The organism is Vagococcus sp. (assembly GCF_052102835.1).
GTDB lineage: Bacteria > Bacillota > Bacilli > Lactobacillales > Vagococcaceae > Vagococcus.
The window spans coordinates 12,868-33,514 of sequence record NZ_JBQEIL010000003.1; the positions used below are offsets into that span (position 1 = coordinate 12,868).

The following is a 20,647-nucleotide window of genomic DNA, read 5'->3' on the forward strand; positions in this document are numbered from 1 at the left end:
TTTATTTTTGTTTCTTTCCAATTTATTTAAAAGTGATTGATTTATTTAAAAAGTCTTTGTGCTGACAATCGTTTCAAGAATTGTGTAGTATATAAAGAAAGGAGAGAGAAAAAATAATGCAATCAAAAATAGAAGAAATATACAAGAGACTAGAAATCGATCAACCGACATTTGATGAAATTGATGATGACTGGACTAGAAATGGTTTAAGTAACACACATTTTAAAGCTTTAGTATCCGTGGTTTTATCGACAATGACATACACACTACGAGTAATAAAGGCTGCGACAGCGTTGTATTCCGTTGCAGATACTCCTGAGGAGCTTTTACAGTTAGAGAATGATGAGCTGAGAGAGCTAATAAAACCAGTTGCTCACTACAATAGAAAAACGGAATATCTTAAAAAAATGTGTCAAGAAATACTTGATAATTTTGATGGAGATGTTCCCAAAACTAAAACAGAGTTACTATCATTAACAGGAGTAGGGGAAAAATGTGCAAATATAATGCTGAATTTTGAATTTAACCAAGATAGTATCGTTGTAGATTCGCATGTGTTTAGAGTCCTGACGCGTTTAGGAATATTTAATACTTCATCTCATGAAAAAGGCTCGGAAATAATAAATAAAATGACACCTGATAAATATAAACGAATGGTTAATCGGTTTTGGAATGCGTGTCTGTCACGCAAAAAAAACAGCTTGCTCAGAGTGTGTCTTATATGATTTATGCATATCTTCGGAAAAGATACAGTTAAGCAAGAAAATCTCAAGATAAACTAACGTTAAATAGTTTATCTTGAGATTTTTAGGATTGACTTCATCTATTTGTTCAAGTGATGATCAACCTGATATTGACCACCTAAGCAATGATGTCAACGATTATCTTCCTGGATAATATCTTATAAGCTTTTTGATACAAGAAAAATAAAGTTATCTTTTTTTGTTTGTAAAAGAGGTCGAAAGCGTTTCTTAAAAAGAAATGTGTTATAATTATAGAACGTTTATTAGAGTAAGGAAGGTGTGATTCAAATGGTTATAAAAAATAAAGTAAACTTAGTTCTAGGTATTATTTTACTTATATCTGGTTTTGTTTTTGAGTTATTGATGAATAATTTTGCAATTGCTTTAACTTTTATTATTTGTGGAATTACATTTATTATGATTAGTATCAAGAAAGATCCTAAAAATAAAAAACAAGAAAAAAGCTAAAAAATAATATCATTTTTTAGCTTTTTTGTTCAAAATGTGAGGCACTGAAAATGGATCCTTTTTACTAGTCCTATTTAAGATTTATTGTTTTTGATTAGTCCAGTAATATTAATCAACAACGCGAGGATGAGTAAGACACTACTAATTTCAGTTAGAGTGGGTGTTGTATCTAATAAAGCAACAAAATCCTCTTTTCTGACGAGTGAATTGACATAAAATATTTGGCATAGAAGTGCCAAACTTAGACTGATAAAACTATATAAGTGTAAATGTTTTCCTGCTTTAAAAAAGCGAGCAATCGGTAAAATTAGTGCGACGACACTAAAAATAATACTCAAAACAAGCCACATAAAAAAACTCCTCTTGATGATAAAAAAAGAAGCAAGTGTTTTATCTAAAACTGATAGGCACTTGCTTTTACGTCATCTTAATTTTCGTTGTTATTGTCATGAGAGGTAACATTAACTTTGAATGAAACTTTTTCAGATTGAGACGCTTTTTTTTCTACCTTAACCGTCTCTTTTTTATCTGGTTCAATAGCAAATTCTTCAAATAATTTTTCTAATTTATCTTTTTTACGATAGGTTAAACCCATTAGACATCATCCTCTCAATTATTCCTGACTTTAATATTATCATGTTTTGTTCATTACGTCACTTAATTTAACATAACGGTTAGGTAAATGACGGTAATGCTCAAAAGGAGTTCTCTTTCCTTCAATCCAATCAGCCAAGGTTTTTCCGATAATTGGTCCCGTTGTTAACCCCGAGGAACCAAGTCCACTCGCAACCCATAAGTTTTTTAAATTAGTTACTTCGCCAAAAAAAGGTAAAAAATCAGAAGTATAAGCTCGAGTACCAATTCTATAATTAGTGACAGACTCTTTTTTCAAATCTGGTAAAATAGCTTCTGCTTGGCTTTTTAAATGTTTTAATTTATCCTTATCTGGCGTTAAGTCAAAGCCTTGGTCATTTTCATGAGTCGCACCAATGACCCATTTGTTTTTAAAAGGAATAATATCTATTTCCCCAACGGGCATTAAAACGGGGCGGTTTTCTTGGTTGTTTTTTAGCCCATATTCGATAAGTTGTCCCTTTTGTGGGCGAATATCAACAGAATAGTTGAGCGGAGCTAAAAGGTCCGGGAGCCAAGCACCACAAGTCAAAACGACTTGATCAAATAAGTAAGTAGTTGTTTGTGTGGCGAGTTTCCATTGGTTGGCGCTTTGGGAAAGGCTAACTATTTTTTGACGAATCAGAGAGTTTGGCGTTAGGGCGTTTTTTTGTAGTGTATCTGTTAATTTTTTACCATCAACTTTTGCACCACCAGAAATAAACAGAGCCTCTTGATTAGAAGAAACGTTCATTCTTTTTGCATGGACATCTTGAGCAGATAATCGTTTAATTGTCCCAATCGTTGGAGCATCTTCTTTTCTTTTGTGAGCTAATTTTTCTAATTTTGTTAATAATTTGTCATCTTTTTTATACAAGAGGGTTCCACTTCGTTCAAATATTTCATTATTAGAAGTTACCTCCAGGTCGTTTAGTAAGATTTGATAAAAAGCAGCGCCTTCTTTTGCGAGATAGTACCATTCTTTATTTCGGCGTTGAGAAAGCCACGGTGAGATGATACCGGCCGCTGCTTTTGTGGCTTGACCTACGCCATCATCAAAAAGAGTGACTTGGAAATGTTTGTTTTTTGATAAATAAAAAGCAGTTGTTGATCCAACAATACCGCCTCCAATAATTGCTATTTTTTGTTTCATCTTAAGACTCCTTGTCTTTTTCTTTTAAATATGAAGAAACCAGATAGAAAAGTCAATTAGTCTGTCTGGTTTTTGGTTTTTAATTTAATGTAGCTTCATAAGGTTCAACATGAACATCAATGTCAAAGATATCAAATTGTTTTTTGATTTGTATCTCCATAGCATCGACAATTTCATGACTTTCTTGCACAGATAAATTGGCTCTCATTTTAACTGTCACATCCAGAAAGATATTAGCTCCCAACGTTCTAGCCCTAATCGCGGAAACATCCATGATGCCATCAAATTTAAGGATGGCGACTTTGTACTGGGAAAGAAGTTCTAAATCAAAACCATCGGATAAATAAAAAGTACTTTCTTTGAAAACGTCATATGCCGTTTTAATAATAATCAATCCAATAACAAAGGCTGTTAATAAGTCTAACCAGCCAAGGTTAAAGGTAGCGGCGAAAACAGCGATAGCGGTTCCAATACTAGTAAGAGCATCGCTGAAGTTATCTTTTGAAACGGCAGAAAGTGAAGAACTATTATGTTTTTTAGCGAGTGATTTATTATAATAATAGACCGCGAACATAATAACGGCAGAAAAAATGCCAACTGCTGCAGCAATTGGCTCCGGAGACTCTGTCTCGTGTCGCATCAATTGTGTGAAAGACCCAATGATTACTTGAAAACCAGCAATAAACATAATTAAAGAAGTAATGAGGCTAGCTACATTTTCAGCTTTCCAATGGCCATAGCGATGGTCGCTGTCAGCGGGAATTTGTGATAGGCGTAGACCGATTAAAATGGCAATTGAAGAAATCGTATCTGTGAAGTTATTGATACCATCTGCTGATAAAGCTTTTGAACTAGCATAGGATCCAACCGATAGTTTTAAAATGGCTAGTAGAGTATAAGCGATGATACTTACAATAGCCCCTTTTTCAGCTTGCTTTAATTGTTTTATACGATCACTCATGATTTGTATCCCCCTCTAAGTTATAAGAATTAGTATAACAGGAGCTATTCTATTTAGAAAAGAGGGAAAAAAAAGATTATGTATCCCTAAAAAAAAATTGAAGTCTTGCTAATTCAACCTTTCGTCATAAAAAATCAATAAAAAAAGACCTTCATTTAAGAGGTCTTTTTAAAAAGGTTAATAGACGGGATGGATTAAAACGCCATTTATATTATGAATCGTGGTTAAGTCAATACTTTTATTATATTTTGTATCAGTGCCTACAATTGAAAAATTAAGTTTTAAAGTTTCACCACTATAAACGATTTCAAAAAAATCGATAGCATCGTGAATTTCACGCTCAGTATTGTTGTGAACCAAGACGAGCGTTCCTTTTTCAATATAAAGGGGAGAACACAGAATTTCGTGTGTTATTTCAGTAATTGCTTTTTTAGTTTTCACCATAATCATTATCACTCCTTTTGTATCTGTTATGTTACCACAAGTACTATTTATAAATCCAGTATTTCGTTTGATTACAAATAGACTAATTTATATATTATGATTAAAAAGTTCTGAGTCAATTAAAGTTTTAGTTAATTATTAGCTCCATTCATGGTAGACTAATAGCGACTATACATAAAAAATTAGGAGTTGTTGTTATTGAATAAAAAAATAAAATATCTTTTGTTGGCTAATTTGGTATTAGGTTCAATGCTATCATTATCGACAGTATTTGCTGAGGAGGAAGCGAATACCGCAAAAGTTAATACTGAAAGCTCGACTTTAGAAGAAACAGAACAAACTCGTGAGAAAATACAAACCACGACAGAACCGTCAATTGAAACAGAAAAAGAAGTGGACGTAGAAGAACCAGAAGAAGAAGTAGAATATGACTTTGGTTTACCAACCGGTCGCTCAGATTTGGCACCTAGAGCAATGGCTTTTAGTGCAAGAGGAAGTGTGCTATCAATTACAGACGAAACATTACCAACGGCTGATTTTATTGATATTTCATCACATAATGGAGAATTGAGTGTTGCTGAATTCAGAAAAATTAAATCATATGGTGTAACAGGCGTAATTATTAAATTAACTGAATTTACAAATTATCAAAATCCGTATGCCCAAACGCAAATAAAAAATGCTAAGGCGGCAGGGTTGAAAATCTCGGCCTATCATTACAGTTGGTTTATGTCACCTAATGAGGCAAAGCAAGAAGCAACTTATTTTGCGAACTTTGCAGCAGCTTTAGGTTTACCTAAATCAACGATTATGGTGAATGATATTGAAGATCATCAATTAAAAGCAAGTAAGGCAAATCATACGGAGAACTCCCAACATTTTGAAAACATCTTAAAAGCACATGGTTATTCGAATGTTTCACATTATATGGGCCTACATTGGATTAACGAAAATAAGATTAAGCCTGGCTTACTAGGCTATCAAAAAACGTGGGTGGCTGCTTATCCATATACTCCGAGTCAACAAGAATACACACAGTATGGTGCGTGGCAATGGGCCTCTAATCTTACATTTCCAGGTGTCAGAGGTGTATTTGATATTTCGTCTGATTATGCCGGGATTTATTCGGAAGGTGCAACACCAAATATTGAAACAACCCCTGGACCTTATATAGCGGATGGACGATATGTGACCGTAACGAATAATAATTATGATATCTACTCTAATTTTAATTGGAGTGTTAGTGGACAGACTGATAAAATACATCAAAAAACCTATCAAGCGCGTGGCCGTTATGAGCATTCAAACGGTTTAACTTATTATACAATGTACGATAGTGAGGGGACATGGCAAGGTTATCTTGATTCTAGAGCGGTAACACCAGCAAGTGGGCCACAAGGAATTTATCAAAATGATGGCCGTTACGTGGAAATTACCGAAGTAAATCAGGATATATTTAATGATTTTAGTTGGAGTAAACGAGACACGACTTCAAAACATTTAGGGAAATCCTACCAAGCGCGTGGGCGTTATGAACATTTTAATGGTGAAACTTATTATTCAGTTTATGATAATGCTACTTGGATTGGTTATGTTAATGCAACGTCAACAAAAAAAGCAATAGCACAAGGAAAATATATCTCGGATGGTAGCTTAGTTGTGGTTACCGATATCAATCAACCGATTTATGCTAACTTTGATTGGTCGATTAGAAATTCAACGGGAAGTTTTTATCAAAAAACGCTAGAAGCACGTGGTCGCTACGAACATTTAAATGGGAAAACGTATTATTCCATTTATAATGGACAAGGGACTTGGTTAGGCTATATCGATGCTGCTTATACTAAGAAAACGACAGGAGCTTTGCAAGGTTCTTATATAGCAGATGGTTCCTACGTAAAAATGACCAGTCGCGATGCCTCAATTTATCAAGGGTTTGATTGGAAAGTGAAAGCAAAAACAAAAGATCATTTTGGTAATGTTTATCAAGCACGTGGTCGCTATGAACATTTCAATGGCTCTACTTACTATTCATTATATAACGCAAAAGGAAAATGGATAGGGTATGTGGCTGCGGAAGCGACAACGTTAACGAGCGTTTCTGGACCTTACATAGCAGATGGTCGTTATGTAACTGTGACTCAGAAAAATAAAAAGATTTATAATGGCTTTAGTGGATCAGTCAGAAACAATTCTTCAAATGTCTACATGAAAACATTCCAAGCGCGTGGTCGTTATGAACATTTTGATGGAGACACGTATTATTCAGTTTATGATGCTACTAATCGTTGGCAAGGTTATTTTAAAGAAGATACCATTTCGTTTTCCACTCATCGTCAAGGCTCTTATATAGCGGACGGTCGCGAAGTGAAAATAAGTAATCCGAATTATACGATGTATTCTAATTTTAATTGGAATAGAAAAAATTCGTCTAAGGATTATCTAAACCAAACGGTCCGTGCTAAAGGACGCTATCAACATTTTAATGGAGCGACTTACTATTCTTTATATACGTTAAATAATCAATGGTTAGGCTATATTAATGCGGATGCGACTAGAGCAATCGATTAAATCAATTTAATTTAATATAATACACCAGATGAGTCAACATTCTTTAATTTGAATGTTGACTATCTTTTTTTTCTGGCTTATAATTAAAATAATTAAAAATAGTGAGAAAGTGATGCTCACAAGAAAAGAGTCAATTATGGGGGAAAATCATTTAAAAAAAGAAATATCATTTTTTGCTGCTTTCGCAACGGTGATGGGAACAGTGATTGGGGCAGGTGTCTTTTTCAAGGTGACGACTGTCGCCGAATTTGCACAGTCACCATTGATTAGTCTATTGGCTTGGCTTTCGGGTGGATTAATTACAGTCTTTGCAGGGCTCACTTGTGCAGAGTTGGCTACGGCTATTCCCAAAACAGGAGGGGCAATCAAATATATTGAATACACTTATGGAAAGTTTTGGGGCTTTTTATTAGGTTGGGCTCAAACGGTCATTTATTTTCCCGCAAATATTGCAGCCTTGGGTATTATTTTTAGTACGCAATTCATTCATCTTTTTCAATTACCAAAAATGTGGCTAATCCCATTAACACTACTCGTTTGCTGTAGTGTGACGGTTATTAATTTATTAGGAACAAAAGTCGCTGCAACTTTTCAATCTTGGTCGTTAATTTTAAAATTAATTCCGATTATTTTAATTGTCTTGGTAGGCTTGATTCGAGGAAGCGATGGGGTAAGTGCTGTTTTTGTGTTAGGTACTGCTGAAAAATCTAGTTTTTTAGCTAAATTTGCTCCTGCTTTGTTTGCGACTCTTTTTGCCTATGATGGCTGGTTGGCAGTAGGAAATCTAGCTGGTGAGATGAAACATCCCGAAAAAATATTGCCCAAAGCTATTTTTTTAGGTTTGACTTTTATAACGCTAGTTTATGTCTTGATTAACCTGACTTTTTTAGTGACCGTTCCCTTCAATAGTATCCCAGGTAATTTAAATACAGCGTCGGATGCAGCGACCCGTATTTTTGGTGGCTTTGGTGGTAGGTTAGTAACAATAGGGATTTTAATCTCTGTTTATGGTGCTTTAAATGGCTATACAATGACAGGGCTTAGAATTCCGTATGCCTTAGCTGAAGAAGACTTATTACCTTTTAGTTCTTGGATTCGCAGGCTTTCTCGAAGGACCAATACACCGTATGTTGCAGCCTTTGTCCAGCTAGCTATTTCAATGATGATGGTATTACTGGGATCGTTTGATTTACTAACGGATATGTTGGTTTTTGTCATGTGGTTATTTAGCGTCTTAATTTTTTTAGCAGTGTTCATTTTAAGAAAAAGAGAACCGGAATTGAAGCGACCTTATCGTGTTCCTTTTTACCCAGTAGTTCCTTGCTTGGCTATTTTAGGGGGACTTTTTATTTTATTAACGACCGTATTGACTAATCCGAAGTTAGCTTTAATGGGAATTGGGTTAACAGCAATGGGAATTCCAGTTTATGGGTTTAAAATGCTACAAAAAAGAAGAGTGAAAGACGCCTTATTTAAACAAAGGAAGAATTAGAAAATGTTATTTAGACGACATGTTTTAGGGAAATGACTTGTTAAATTGACGCATTTTAGGTACTATGGATGAAAGAAACTATTGTGGAGGAGTGTTGTTAATGAGTTACCAAAAACCAAAAGGAACAACTGATATTTATACTGGTGAAATTGAAAAATGGCAATATGTTGAAGCAGTTGCACGTGATGTCTTTGAAAAGTATGATTTTCATGAAATTCGTACCCCAATTTTTGAACATATTGAAGTCATCAGCCGTGGTGTTGGTGGGACGACGGATATTGTCACAAAAGAGATGTATGATTTTCATGATAAAGGTAATCGACACATCACTTTAAGACCAGAAGGAACAGCTCCATTGGTTCGTGCTTATGTTGAGCATAAATTCTTTGGACCGGAACACCAAAATCCATTTAAAACGTTCTACATTGGCCCAATGTTCCGTTATGAACGTCCGCAATCAGGCCGTTTACGTCAATTCCACCAAATTGGAATGGAAGTAATTGGTAGTAAAAATCCTGCAACCGATGTTGAGGGGATTTTAGTGGCATTAGACTTTTACAAACGATTAGGAGTTAAACATACAAAATTAGTAATTAACTCGTTAGGTAATATTGAATCTCGGAAAATTTATCGCCAAGCATTAATTGATTATTTAGAACCTCATTTTGAAGAGCTAAGTGAAGATTCACAACGTCGTTTGCATGATAATCCATTACGAGTTTTAGATAGTAAAGATGAAAAAGATCAAAAATTTGTTCAAGCTGCGCCATCGATTTTAGATTATTTGGACGAAGAATCTCATCAATTTTTCGAAGAAGTTAAAGTATTATTAGATGCTTTAGAGGTGGATTATGTTATCGATCACCGTATGGTTCGTGGATTAGACTATTATAATCACACTGTTTTTGAATTAATGAGTAATGCACCAGGGTTTAATGGTGCTTTGACGACGATTTGTGCAGGCGGTCGTTATGATGGTTTGGTGACGGAATTAGGTGGACCGACTTCACATGATTCAGGTTTTGGATTTGCATTGGGGTTAGAACGTGCTATTATCACAATGGAAGCAGAGGAACTTGAGTTTCCAACAGTGAAACCTTTAGATGTTTATGTTGTTGGGCTTGGTGAAGCGACATCGATTGAAAGCTTGAAATTAGTTCAAGCAGCTCGCTATGCAGGTCTAATTTCAGAGCGTGATTATCTCAACCGTAAAGCGAAAACACAATTTAAGTCTGCTAATAAACAAAAGGCTAAAATTGTTTTAGTATTAGGTGAGGATGAATTAGCGCAAGGTATTGTCAAAGTCAAAACAATGGCTACTGGAACAGAGATCACTGTTTCACTTGCTGAAATGTATCAAGACTTTGCAGGTATTTATCAAAAACAATTAAACGCTTAGTTTTTTTATAAAATCTAGGATTAATCATTAATGAGATTAATTCTAGATTTTTTCTTTGCGTTTAGTAATGGATGGCACTTCATTTTAATCAATGTTAAAATGAAGTATGTTTGAAAAAAGATAGTCGTATTTCAAGTATAAAAGGGATAGGTATGTTTAATGAAAAAGAAAGAAAAAATGCATATTGCTATTATTTTAATTTTATTTGCAGCAACGGGAAGTAGTTTAGGTCAATTTGTTTGGAAAATTGGCGTTGATTCAGAAGGGATTAAGTCGGTCGTTCTTTATTTACTGGGATTTATTTTATCAGGAGTAGGAATGGTTTTATTGATGTTATCTTTTCGATTTGGTGAAGTTTCAATTTTACAACCGATGATGAGTATCGGTTTTGCGTTATCAGTCTTTTTAGGAGCTCTTTTTTTACACGAATTGGTGACTCCAGCAAAACTATTAGGAATTTTTTTGATTATCTTGGGTTCGGCACTTCTAGGTTATGAGGGAGGTCGAGAAGATGGTTAGTTTAACATCGATTGTCACTCTTCTTTTATTGACGACTTTATCTGGGAGTATTGGAGCTTTATCTTTAAAGTACGGTATGAATCAATTGATTGAGTTAAAAATCAGTTTTATTTTGAAAAATCGTTGGTTAATCATTGGGGTTTTACTTTATATTTTTAGCTCGGTGACTAACATTTTATTATTTAATTATCTTGATTATTCTATTGCTTTTCCGATGACTTCTTTAACCTATGTCTGGACAGTTATTATATCTTATTTTATATTTAAAGAGAAATTAACACCATTAAAATGTTTGGCCATTTGTGCTATCATAGTAGGCGTTATCATTATTAGTCGTTAAAGCAATGAAAGAAATGAGGAAGTGCAATGAAAATTTTAGCAGTCGACATTGGAACTACTAATTTAAAATGTGAATTGTTTGATGGCAATCAATCAGTTAAACAAGAGCAATTTAGGATTGAAACCCATTTTGGAGAGCATGGTAAAGTTTTTCAGTATCCAGAACGGATAATTGTACAAATAAAAAGGGCCATTCGTAAGATGACCCAAGCGGGTTTAGAAATTGAAGGCATTGTATTTAGTACAGCGATGCATACGATTACACCTGTATTAGATACCCAGTTAGACCAAGAAATGTTAACTTGGCAAGATAAACAAAGTTCAGATTTTATTAAACACTTTAAGGGGACGGAAGAAGCAGCGCTCTTTTATCAAAAATCAGGTACTCCGATTCATGAAATGAGTCCTTTCGCGAAAATCGCAGCCTTTAAGCAAAAACCATGGTTTAAAGAGGTAAAAAGATGGGTTGGTATTAAGGAATTAATTATGCATTCTTTTACTGGAAGATACCTTGTTGATTATTCAGTTGCTTCAGCAACGGGGCTTTTGAATTTAAAAAAATTAACTTGGGATGCTGAAATACTTTCTTTTCTTGAGATTAACGCTATGCAATTAGGCGATTTAGTGGATACGGATTATTCGACAAAAATATTACCTGAATTAGCTGATGAATTGTTTGTTTCACGAGAGGTTAAAGTTTATGTTGGCGCAAGTGATGGTTGTTTAGCTAGCTATGCGAGTTATGTCGTCAATGGAACTCAATCAAGCTTAACTTTAGGAACAAGCGGTGCAGTTAGAAAAATAACTAAAAAAATTGAATTAGATGATCAAGGAAAAACTTTTTGTTATTACCTAAATAAAGAACATTGGGTTGTTGGTGGAGCGACGAACAATGGCGGACAAGTTTTAGATTGGGCAGATCAAGTTTTTTATGGCAAAGAAAAACTTTATCAATCATTAACAGAATTATTTAATGAATCGCCCATCGGTAGTCACGATTTGTTGTTTTTACCTTATCTATTTGGAGAGCGTGCGCCTTTGTGGAAAGCAACCGCTACATCCACTTTTGTAGGTTTAACAGGACGGCACCATCGTTTTGATATGGTGAGAAGTATGATCGAAGGTGTTGTTTTTAATCTAAAGGTGATTAGTGATCAAGTGGAATTAGATGTTCGTGATTTATCTGTTAATGGTGGTTTTTTCAAACATGAAGAACTTTCGACTTTAGTTGCTGATATTTTTGGAAAAAATTGTTTGCTATCAGATTATGCAGAACCAACATTTGGAGCGGTATGTCTCGTTGAAAAATCAGCGTATCCATTATTTACTGATCAAAAACGTATTTTTTTCAATGATTCAAATCATGTCGCATACCAAACTTATTACGAAAAATTCAAAAAAACGTTAAAAGACGAACTATAAACGTTAGTTACACGGATAAGCTACGTTAATAGTTTTGACATCCTTTCTATTTATTGCTAAAATAAATAAAAATAGAAGGGATGTTTTTTGATGACTAAAATTGCTGTTGTGATGGGTAGTAAGAGTGATTGGGATACCATGAAAGAGACCTGTCTAATTCTAGAAAAATTTGGTGTATCTTATGATAAAAAAATATTATCAGCACATCGGACACCTGATAGAATGTTCGCTTTTTCAGAGGAAGCAAAAGAGAAAGGGTTTAATGTTATTATCGCGGGTGCTGGCGGAGCTGCTCACTTGCCTGGCATGATAGCTGCTAAAACAATCCTCCCTGTGATTGGCGTTCCGATAAAAAGTAAGTCTCTGAATGGGTTAGATTCTTTATTATCCATCGTTCAAATGCCTGGTGGCGTTCCGGTGGCTTCGATGGCAATTGGTTCTGCTGGTGCTAAAAATGCGGCTTTATTAGCGCTTGAAATTTTAGCGTTAACTGATACAAGGTTGAGTCAGCAGTTAATTACTTATCGCGAAGAACAAATAAAACTAGTCTTAGAAAGTGAGCAAAGCTTAGGATGAAAAAACAACTTAAACCAGGGAGCCGAATAGGGATCATAGGTGGGGGACAATTAGGGCAAATGATGGGATTAAGTGCTATTGAAAAAGGGTATGAAGTAGCCATTCTAGATCCAGATTGTGCTTGTCCTGCTCGCTCTATTGCGACCAAGCAAATTATTAGTAACTACGATGATTTGACCGCGCTTAAAGAGTTAGCTCATTGGTCAGATGTTGTAACCTATGAATTTGAAAATGTTAGTGTCTCAGGATTGGAAGCAATTAGTAGAATAACTTATATTCCACAAGGGAGTCGTTTTTTGAGAATTTGTCAAAACCGTCTTTTTGAAAAAAAATTTTTAAAAGAAAATAACTTACCCGTTGCTGCTTTTTGTTCAGTATCTAATGAAGTTGAACTTAATATTGGTGTGCAAAACTTAGGCTATCCTTGTGTATTGAAAACTGTGGTTGGAGGTTATGATGGAAAAGGGCAATGGGTTTTAAGGACTGATTCGGACTTGTCGCTGGTAAAGGAGCTCTTTTCTCAAAAGGAATCTTATGTTTTAGAACAATGGATTCCTTTTAAAAAAGAAGTATCCGTTATTGTATCCGGTAATTTAGCGGGTGAATATGCCGTTTTTCCAATAATTGAAAATCAGCATCAAAATAATATTTTACATTGTTCTATTTTACCTGCTCAAGTTAGCGAGAAGCTTAGTGAAGAAGCGAAACAATTGGGTCTAAAGATTGCAAATGCTGTTCAATTAGTCGGAACCATGGCGATTGAACTATTTGTGACTGAAAAGGATCAATTGATAATTAATGAACTTGCACCACGCCCACATAACTCAGGCCACGTTACAATGGAAGCTTGTTCTATCAGTCAGTTTGATGGTCATATCATGGGGTTGTGCGGTTGGAAATTACCTGAAGTTCAAATAAAGAATGAGGGGGTTATGTTTAATTTAATTGGGACAGAACAGAAACGCTCAATGGCTTATCTTTCTGAAAAACCAGATTGGTTCTTTCATTATTATGGAAAAAAAATAGAAAAAAAGGGCCGTAAGATGGGACATATAACGATGGTACATGGTAAAATTGAAGATAGGATACAAGAGGCTCAGCAAACTAAAATATGGACAAAGGAAGGTTAATTAACCAATGATAGAACGATATACGAGAGAAGAAATGGGACATATTTGGACAGATGAAAACCGTTATCAAGCGTGGTTAGAAGTCGAGATTTTAGCAGATGAGGCTTGGGCAGAACTTGGTGAAATACCTCAAGAAGATGTAAAAAAAATTCGTGAAAAAGCAACATTTGATATTGATCGTATTTTAGAAATCGAACAAGAAACACGACATGATGTCGTTGCATTTACACGAGCAGTGTCTGAAAGTTTAGGTGAAGAGCGTAAATGGGTTCATTATGGCTTAACAAGTACAGATGTTGTCGATACAGCTTATGGTTACTTGTTAAAACAAGCCAATGATATTTTACGTCAAGATTTAAATCGTTTTTTAGAAATTATTGGTGAAAAAGCGAAAAAGTATCAATATACAGTGATGATGGGACGAACGCATGGAGTTCATGCTGAGCCAACGACATTTGGCTTGAAATTAGCTTTGTGGTATTCAGAGATGAAACGTAATATTAAACGTTTTGAAGAAGCAGCTAAGGGCGTAGAGGCTGGAAAAATTAGTGGAGCTGTCGGGACATTTGCCAATACACCTCCTGAAGTTGAAGCTTTTGTTTGTGAAAAATTAGGTCTTCGTGCTCAAGAAATCTCGACTCAAGTTTTGCCAAGAGATTTGCATGCTGATTATTTAGCGACAATTGCATTAATTGGAACTAGTATTGAAAAATTTGCAACTGAAATTCGTGGTCTTCAAAAATCAGAAACGAGAGAAGTTGAAGAGTTCTTTGCGAAAGGTCAAAAGGGTTCATCGGCAATGCCACATAAACGCAATCCAATTGGTTCAGAAAATATGGTAGGACTCTCTCGTGTTTTAAGAGGTTATATGGTTACAGCTTATGAAAACGTTAATTTGTGGCATGAACGTGATATTTCACATTCTTCTGCGGAACGAATTATTATTCCAGATGCGACGATATTACTTAATTATATGTTGAATCGATTTGGTAATATTGTTAAAAATCTAACGGTTTTTCCTGAAAATATGTTGCGAAATATGGAAGCGACATTTGGTTTGATTTACAGTCAACGTGTGTTATTAAAATTGATTGATAAAGGGATGAGTCGCGAGGAAGCCTATGATTTGGTGCAACCTAAAACTGCCTATGCTTGGGATCATCAAAAGGCATTTCGACCGCTTTTAGAGGTTGATCCTGAAGTAATGACGGTTTTAAATTCAGCTGATTTAGATGATGCTTTTGATTATAACTATCATTTGAAAGAAGTCGATACGATTTTTAAACGAGTAGGCCTAGCCTAAATTTTAAAAGACGATAAATACAAGTGTTTGTTTTTTTACTTGTATTTATCGTCTTTTTTTGTTTTTTACCATGATATTAAACTTATAAACGAACGATTAAGGTTATTTTAAATGATAAAGTTCATTAAATGGATTGACAATCTTGAATGAAGCAGTTATGATTTATTTGTAAAGACGGACGTTTGTTAGTTTTATTCTGTTTTCATTAACTTTATGGAGGTTTAAAAGTGGAAAAAGCAACTATTTTATACGAAGGAAAAGCTAAGAAGGTATATAAGACGAACAATGACAATGAATTACGTTTAGAGTATTTAGATCAAGCAACGGCACTAAATGGTAAGAAAAAAGAACAAGTGGTTGGTAAAGGTGCACTGAATAATCAAATTACATCAAGAATATTTGATTATTTAACACGAAAAAAAATTCGACACCATTGGTTGAAACAACTTTCAGAAACAGAACAATTGGTTCAAGCAGTTGAGATTATCCCTTTAGAAGTTGTTGTTCGTAATGTTGCGACAGGAAGTTTTACTCGTCGGTTAGGCGTTGAAGAAGGGGTGGGGTTAACACCACCTTTAATAGAATTTTACTTCAAAGAAGATACATTAGATGATCCTTTAGTGACTGAAGAGCATATTCGTTTTTTAAAACTAGCGACAGATGATGAAATTCAAGTGATAAAAAAAGAAGCCCTAAAAATCAATCAAGTACTACAACTTTTATTTAAAGAAATGGATTTGAAACTGATTGATTTCAAATTAGAGTTTGGCAAAAATAAGGCAGGTACTATTTTATTAGCTGATGAGGTGACCCCTGATACTTGTCGTTTATGGGATAGTGCGACGAATGCTTCTTATGATAAAGATCTTTTCCGTAAAGATTTAGGCGATATTATTCCTGTTTATCAAGAAATTTTACAACGCTTAGAAAATAGAGTAAAGAAAGAGGATAAAAAAATGTATCAAGTAAATGTTTATGTGAGTTATAAAGATTCTGTATTGGATCCACAAGCTGAAGTAATTACAGAAGCAATGAATCACTTAGAAAAAGGGACCATTAAAAATTTAAAAATCGGTAAACAATTTGATTTCTCTATTGATGCGACTGACTTAGCAACAGCTGAAAAACAGGTCGACCAACTCTGTGATCAGTTATTGGCAAATGTCACGATGGAAAGTTATGAATTTTCAGTAGTGGAGGTTAATTAAATGAAATTTGCTGTCTTGGTTTTTCCAGGTTCTAATTGTGATGTTGATTTATATCATGCTTTTGCAGATATATTAGGTGTTGAAACAGAGTATGTTTCCTATGAAGACACAAGTTTAGTTGGTTTTGAAGGAGTTTTAATTCCAGGTGGGTTTTCATATGGTGATTACTTGCGTTGTGGAGCGATTGCTCGTTTTGCTCCAATTATGTCTGAAGTTCAGCGTTTTGCAAAAGAAGGCAAGCTTGTTTTTGGGACGTGTAATGGCTTTCAAATATTAACGGAAGCAGGTCTTTTACCAGGAGTGCTTCTGAAAAATAATACGTTAAATTTTATCTGCCGTACGGTTAAAATAAAAGTTGAAAAAAGGACCTCTCCTTTTACATCACTTTATGAACCAAAACAAATTTTAAATTTGCCTGTTGCTCACGGTGAAGGAAATTATTATTGTGATACAGAAACGTTAGCAGAATTAGAAAGAAACCAACAAATTTTATTAACTTATGCAGGTGAAAATCCAAATGGAAGTTTAAAAAACATTGCAGGCATTACCAATCAAGCAGGTAACGTTTTAGGAATGATGCCTCATCCAGAGCGGGCGATGGAACTTTTACTTGGGTCAGATGATGGAGTGAAACTTTTTCAATCGATGATTAATTATGTGAAAGAGGGAGCGAAATAAATGAAAACTCAAGAATTAACCCCAAAAGAAATTAAGAAACAAAAAATTTATTTAGAGTGGGGCCTATCGGATGCTGAATACGAGCAAATTTGTGACTCGATTTTAGGGAGGTTACCTAACTATACCGAAACGGGTCTTTTTTCAGTGATGTGGAGCGAACATTGTTCTTATAAAAATTCTAAACCCATTTTAAAAAAATTCCCAACGACAGGTCCTCAAGTTCTGCAAGGACCAGGTGAGGGGGCAGGAATTGTTGATATTGGCGATGGCTTAGCGGTTGTATTTAAAGCAGAAAGTCATAATCATCCTTCGGCAGTTGAGCCTTATGAAGGGGCAGCAACAGGAGTAGGTGGTATTATTCGTGATATTTTTAGTATGGGTGCTCGTCCAATCGCCATGCTAAATTCGCTTCGATTTGGTGAGTTAAATAAACCAAGAACTAAATATTTGGTCAAAGAAGTTGTGGCTGGTATTGGGGGGTATGGTAATTGTATTGGCATACCAACAGTCGGTGGAGAAATTCAATTTGATGCTTGTTATGAGGGCAATCCACTAGTTAATGCGATGTGTGTGGGCTTAATTGACCATAAAGATATTCAAAAAGGACAGGCTAAGGGGTTAGATAATACGATTATGTATGTTGGTGCTAAAACAGGTCGTGATGGAATTCATGGCGCAACATTTGCTTCAGAAGAATTTTCAGAAGAGGCAGAGGCACAACGTTCGGCTGTTCAAGTGGGTGATCCTTTTATGGAAAAATTATTAATGGAAGCTTGTTTGGATGTCATAAAAAATCATCGTGAAGCGTTAGTTGGGATTCAAGACATGGGGGCTGCGGGACTAGTTTCTTCCAGTTCTGAAATGGCGTCCAAAGCGGGGTCGGGTTTAGTTCTTTATTTAGATGATGTTCCTCAGCGCGAAACTAAAATGACACCATATGAAATGATGTTATCGGAATCACAAGAGCGAATGTTACTTTGTATAAAAAAAGGGTGTGAAGCTGAAATTGTAGAACGATTTGAAGCCTATGGTTTACATGCGGTTACGATTGGTAAGGTAACACAAGATAAAATGTATCGCTTGTACCATCAGGGGCAAGAAGTCGCTTGTGTTCCAGTAGATGCTTTAGCAGAAGAAGGTCCCGTTTATTACAAAGAAAGTTTAGAGCCAAAACGTATCGCTGCTTATCAAGCTTTAGAAACCTATGTCCCAGAGATTGAAAACCCAACTGAGATATTAAAAATATTATTGCAACAACCAACCATTGCTTCTAAAAAAGCAATTTATGAAACCTATGATTCTCAAGTGCGAACAAATACTGTGATTGGACCAGGTAGTGACGCCGCGGTTTTAAGAATAAAGGGCTTGAATAAAGGATTGGCAATGACGACAGACTGTAATTCACGCTATCTTTATTTAAATCCAGAAATTGGTGGCAAAATAGCTGTTAGTGAGGCAGCGAGAAACTTGGTTGCTAGTGGTGCTAAGCCTTTAGCTGTAACAGATTGCTTGAATTATGGTTCTCCAGATAATCCCGAAGTTTTTTGGGAGTTGGCAACATCAGCAGATGGGATAAGTGCAGCTTGTAACAAGTTAGCGACCCCAATTATTTCAGGTAATGTTTCACTTTATAACGAAACAGATGGTCAGGCGATTTATCCAACGCCCATGATCGGCATGGTTGGATTAGTTGAAGACTTAGCACATGTCATGACGCAAGATTTTAAACAAGCGGATGACTTGATCTATGTGGTTGGTCAGACTGAAACTGATTTCCATGGTTCGGAAATCCAAAAATATTTATTAGGGAAAATCGAAGGGACCTTGAATGATTTAGATTTAGAGGTGGAGAAAAAGCATCAGGATTTGGTGTTGTCTGCCATTCAATCTGGTTTAATTTCAAGTGCACATGACCTTAGTGAAGGTGGTCTGGGCGTCGCATTGGCAGAAAGCTGTTTTAAACAGGAACTGGGAGCTTCACTTGAAGTTTCCTTTGCAGCTAGCCTTTTGTTTTCAGAAACGCAATCTCGTTTTGTTGTTTCCGTTACACCAGAAAAACAATTTGCTTTTGAACAATTAATGGGTGAGTATGCTTCCCTTTTAGGCAAAGTTCAAAGTGAACCTAATTTGGAGATTCAAACGCAAACGGAAACCATCTCGCTTGATATTATAGAAGCCAAACAATTATGGGAGGCTGCAATACCATGTCTTATGAAGTAAGAGGTTTAAATGAAGAGTGTGGTGTATTTGGTATTTGGGGTCATCCAGATGCTGCTCGGTTGACTTATTTTGGTTTACATAGTTTGCAACATCGAGGTCAAGAGGGCGCCGGGATTGTTGTAAATGATGCCGGTCATTTAAAAGGACATCGAGGGTTAGGGCTACTTGCTGAAGTTTTTGCTTCACCTCAAACTCTTTCAGAGCTAATCGGAAATGGTGCTATCGGTCATGTAAGATATGCTACTTCTGGTCATGGTGATGTGACTAACATTCAACCTTTTATTTTCCAGTTTTTTGATGGTGATTATGCTTTAGCTCATAATGGAAATTTAGTAAATGCTAAATCACTTCGTTATCAAATCGAGCAAACGGGTGGCATTTTTCATTCCAGCTCGGATACAGAAATTTTGATGCACTTGATTCGTAAAAGCCAAGCCTCTACTTTTGAAGAGCGTTTAAAAGAAGCGCTCAATGAAATTAAAGGTGGTTTTGCTTATCTGTTGATGACACAAACGGGACTTTACGCGGCGCTTGACCCTCATGCTTTTCGACCTTTAGCAATTGGTCAAATGAGAAATGGCGCCTATGTTGTAGCGAGTGAAACGTGTGCGCTTGAAACGATTGGTGCAACGTTTTTAAGAGATGTTGAACCTGGAGAGTTAATTCGAATTGATGATGAGGGCTTGACGATTATGACTTATACAAGTCAAACCAGTTATTCGATTTGTGCGATGGAATACATTTATTTTGCACGTCCCGATTCGATTATCAAGGGAGTTAATGTACACCGAGCGCGTAAGAAGATGGGCCGTTATTTGGCAGAGGAAGCACCATGTGAAGCCGATATGGTGATAGGAGTACCCAATTCGTCACTTTCAGCTGCGAGTGGTTATGCTGAAGCAAGTGGAATCCCTTATGAGATGGGTTTGGTAAAAAATCAGTATATTGCTCGCACCTTTATTCAACCTACGCAAGCCTTGCGTGAAGAGGGTGTTCGTATGAAACTTTCAGCTGTAAGAGGTGTTGTTGAAGGAAAAAAAGTAATTTTGGTGGATGATTCGATTGTCCGAGGAACAACGAGTCGTAGGATTGTTCAACTTTTAAAAGAAGCAGGTGCACGTGAGGTGCATGTCAGGATATCAGCTCCACCTTTAAAATATCCTTGTTTTTATGGAATTGATATTCAAACAAAAAAAGAATTAATTGCTTCAGATCATAGTGTTAAAGAAATTCAAGAAATAATTGGCGCTGATTCACTAGAGTTTTTAAGCGAAGCTGGTTTAGTTGCCGCAATCAATTTAAAGTTACCAGGTCCTTATCAGGGTTTATGTATGGCCTATTTCAATAGTGATTATCCAACCGATTTATACGATTATCAAGAACGATTACTAAAATAAAATTTGAGGAGG

20 protein-coding genes and 1 pseudogene are annotated in these 20,647 nt (G+C 35.6%); 16 read left to right on the plus strand and 5 right to left on the minus strand.

All coding sequences use genetic code 11. The features are described from left to right. Positions 1–116 precede the first annotated feature (116 nt). Positions 117–725, plus strand: a complete 609-nt coding sequence (locus tag ACTJFD_RS03865) for an endonuclease III domain-containing protein (protein WP_442259798.1) — start codon at positions 117–119, stop codon at positions 723–725. A gap of 306 nt (positions 726–1,031) precedes the next feature. Then, on the plus strand, positions 1,032–1,211 hold the full coding sequence (locus ACTJFD_RS03870) for a hypothetical protein (protein ID WP_442259799.1): 180 nt from the start codon (positions 1,032–1,034) through the stop codon (positions 1,209–1,211). A 74-nt stretch (positions 1,212–1,285) separates the two neighbouring features. On the opposite strand, the gene ACTJFD_RS03875 is transcribed toward ACTJFD_RS03870, so the two are convergent. From ACTJFD_RS03875 to ACTJFD_RS03895, 5 genes are all read right to left on the minus strand, one after another. Then, the gene (locus ACTJFD_RS03875; protein ID WP_442259800.1) at positions 1,286–1,561 is read right to left on the minus strand and encodes a hypothetical protein; all 276 of its coding nucleotides are present in this window, start codon (positions 1,559–1,561) and stop codon (positions 1,286–1,288) included. A gap of 77 nt (positions 1,562–1,638) precedes the next feature. Beyond that, positions 1,639–1,806, minus strand: coding sequence for an SPJ_0845 family protein (locus tag ACTJFD_RS03880; RefSeq protein ID WP_442259801.1), 168 nt, complete (start codon positions 1,804–1,806; stop codon positions 1,639–1,641). A gap of 39 nt (positions 1,807–1,845) precedes the next feature. Further along, positions 1,846–2,976 (minus strand): NAD(P)/FAD-dependent oxidoreductase, encoded by a 1,131-nt coding sequence (locus ACTJFD_RS03885; RefSeq protein ID WP_442259802.1) that lies wholly within the window; start codon positions 2,974–2,976, stop codon positions 1,846–1,848. Positions 2,977–3,055: 79 nt separating this feature from the next. Continuing rightward, entirely contained in the window at positions 3,056–3,937 is an 882-nt protein-coding gene (locus ACTJFD_RS03890; protein WP_442259803.1) for a cation diffusion facilitator family transporter, read from the minus strand. A gap of 177 nt (positions 3,938–4,114) precedes the next feature. Beyond that, entirely contained in the window at positions 4,115–4,381 is a 267-nt protein-coding gene (locus ACTJFD_RS03895) for a hypothetical protein (RefSeq protein WP_442259804.1), read from the minus strand. A gap of 198 nt (positions 4,382–4,579) precedes the next feature. Between ACTJFD_RS03895 and ACTJFD_RS03900 the strand changes: the two genes are divergently transcribed. The 14 genes and pseudogenes from ACTJFD_RS03900 (at position 4,580) to purF (ending at position 20,635) form a co-directional block, all read left to right on the plus strand. Further along, a complete protein-coding gene (locus tag ACTJFD_RS03900) occupies positions 4,580–6,952 on the plus strand; it encodes a GH25 family lysozyme (RefSeq protein WP_442259805.1) in 2,373 nt (790 codons plus the stop codon). A 136-nt stretch (positions 6,953–7,088) separates the two neighbouring features. Continuing rightward, positions 7,089–8,444 carry an APC family permease gene (locus ACTJFD_RS03905; RefSeq protein ID WP_442259806.1) on the plus strand — a complete coding sequence of 452 codons (1,356 nt, stop codon included), beginning with the start codon at positions 7,089–7,091 and terminating at the stop codon, positions 8,442–8,444. Positions 8,445–8,544: 100 nt separating this feature from the next. Further along, positions 8,545–9,843, plus strand: coding sequence for a histidine--tRNA ligase (gene hisS, locus ACTJFD_RS03910; protein ID WP_442259807.1), 1,299 nt, complete (start codon positions 8,545–8,547; stop codon positions 9,841–9,843). A 159-nt stretch (positions 9,844–10,002) separates the two neighbouring features. After that, a complete protein-coding gene (locus tag ACTJFD_RS03915) occupies positions 10,003–10,362 on the plus strand; it encodes an EamA family transporter (protein ID WP_442259808.1) in 360 nt (119 codons plus the stop codon). Next, positions 10,355–10,702, plus strand: a complete 348-nt coding sequence (locus ACTJFD_RS03920) for an EamA family transporter (RefSeq protein WP_442259809.1) — start codon at positions 10,355–10,357, stop codon at positions 10,700–10,702. The genes ACTJFD_RS03915 and ACTJFD_RS03920 overlap by 8 nt, the downstream gene beginning before the upstream one ends. Positions 10,703–10,728: 26 nt before the next feature. Continuing rightward, positions 10,729–12,123, plus strand: a complete 1,395-nt coding sequence (locus ACTJFD_RS03925) for a gluconokinase (protein WP_442259810.1) — start codon at positions 10,729–10,731, stop codon at positions 12,121–12,123. A 90-nt stretch (positions 12,124–12,213) separates the two neighbouring features. Further along, complete coding sequence (gene purE / locus ACTJFD_RS03930) at positions 12,214–12,699, plus strand: 5-(carboxyamino)imidazole ribonucleotide mutase (RefSeq protein ID WP_442259811.1); 486 nt, start codon at positions 12,214–12,216, stop codon at positions 12,697–12,699. Next, positions 12,696–13,829, plus strand: coding sequence for a 5-(carboxyamino)imidazole ribonucleotide synthase (gene purK / locus ACTJFD_RS03935; protein WP_442259812.1), 1,134 nt, complete (start codon positions 12,696–12,698; stop codon positions 13,827–13,829). Before purE ends, purK begins: the two co-directional genes overlap by 4 nt. Positions 13,830–13,836: 7 nt before the next feature. Continuing rightward, on the plus strand, positions 13,837–15,132 hold the full coding sequence (gene purB, locus ACTJFD_RS03940) for an adenylosuccinate lyase (RefSeq protein ID WP_442259813.1): 1,296 nt from the start codon (positions 13,837–13,839) through the stop codon (positions 15,130–15,132). 227 nt (positions 15,133–15,359) lie between these two features. Further along, a pseudogene (purC, locus tag ACTJFD_RS03945) lies at positions 15,360–16,085 on the plus strand (phosphoribosylaminoimidazolesuccinocarboxamide synthase); the annotation flags it as partial. 3 nt (positions 16,086–16,088) lie between these two features. Beyond that, positions 16,089–16,340 carry a phosphoribosylformylglycinamidine synthase subunit PurS gene (purS, locus tag ACTJFD_RS03950; protein WP_442259991.1) on the plus strand — a complete coding sequence of 84 codons (252 nt, stop codon included), beginning with the start codon at positions 16,089–16,091 and terminating at the stop codon, positions 16,338–16,340. Continuing rightward, positions 16,341–17,018, plus strand: a complete 678-nt coding sequence (gene purQ / locus ACTJFD_RS03955) for a phosphoribosylformylglycinamidine synthase subunit PurQ (protein WP_442259814.1) — start codon at positions 16,341–16,343, stop codon at positions 17,016–17,018. Beyond that, the gene (gene purL / locus ACTJFD_RS03960) at positions 17,019–19,238 is read left to right on the plus strand and encodes a phosphoribosylformylglycinamidine synthase subunit PurL (RefSeq protein ID WP_442259815.1); all 2,220 of its coding nucleotides are present in this window, start codon (positions 17,019–17,021) and stop codon (positions 19,236–19,238) included. It begins immediately after the preceding gene. Beyond that, the gene (gene purF, locus ACTJFD_RS03965; protein WP_442259816.1) at positions 19,223–20,635 is read left to right on the plus strand and encodes an amidophosphoribosyltransferase; all 1,413 of its coding nucleotides are present in this window, start codon (positions 19,223–19,225) and stop codon (positions 20,633–20,635) included. The genes purL and purF overlap by 16 nt, the downstream gene beginning before the upstream one ends. Positions 20,636–20,647: the final 12 nt, after the last annotated feature.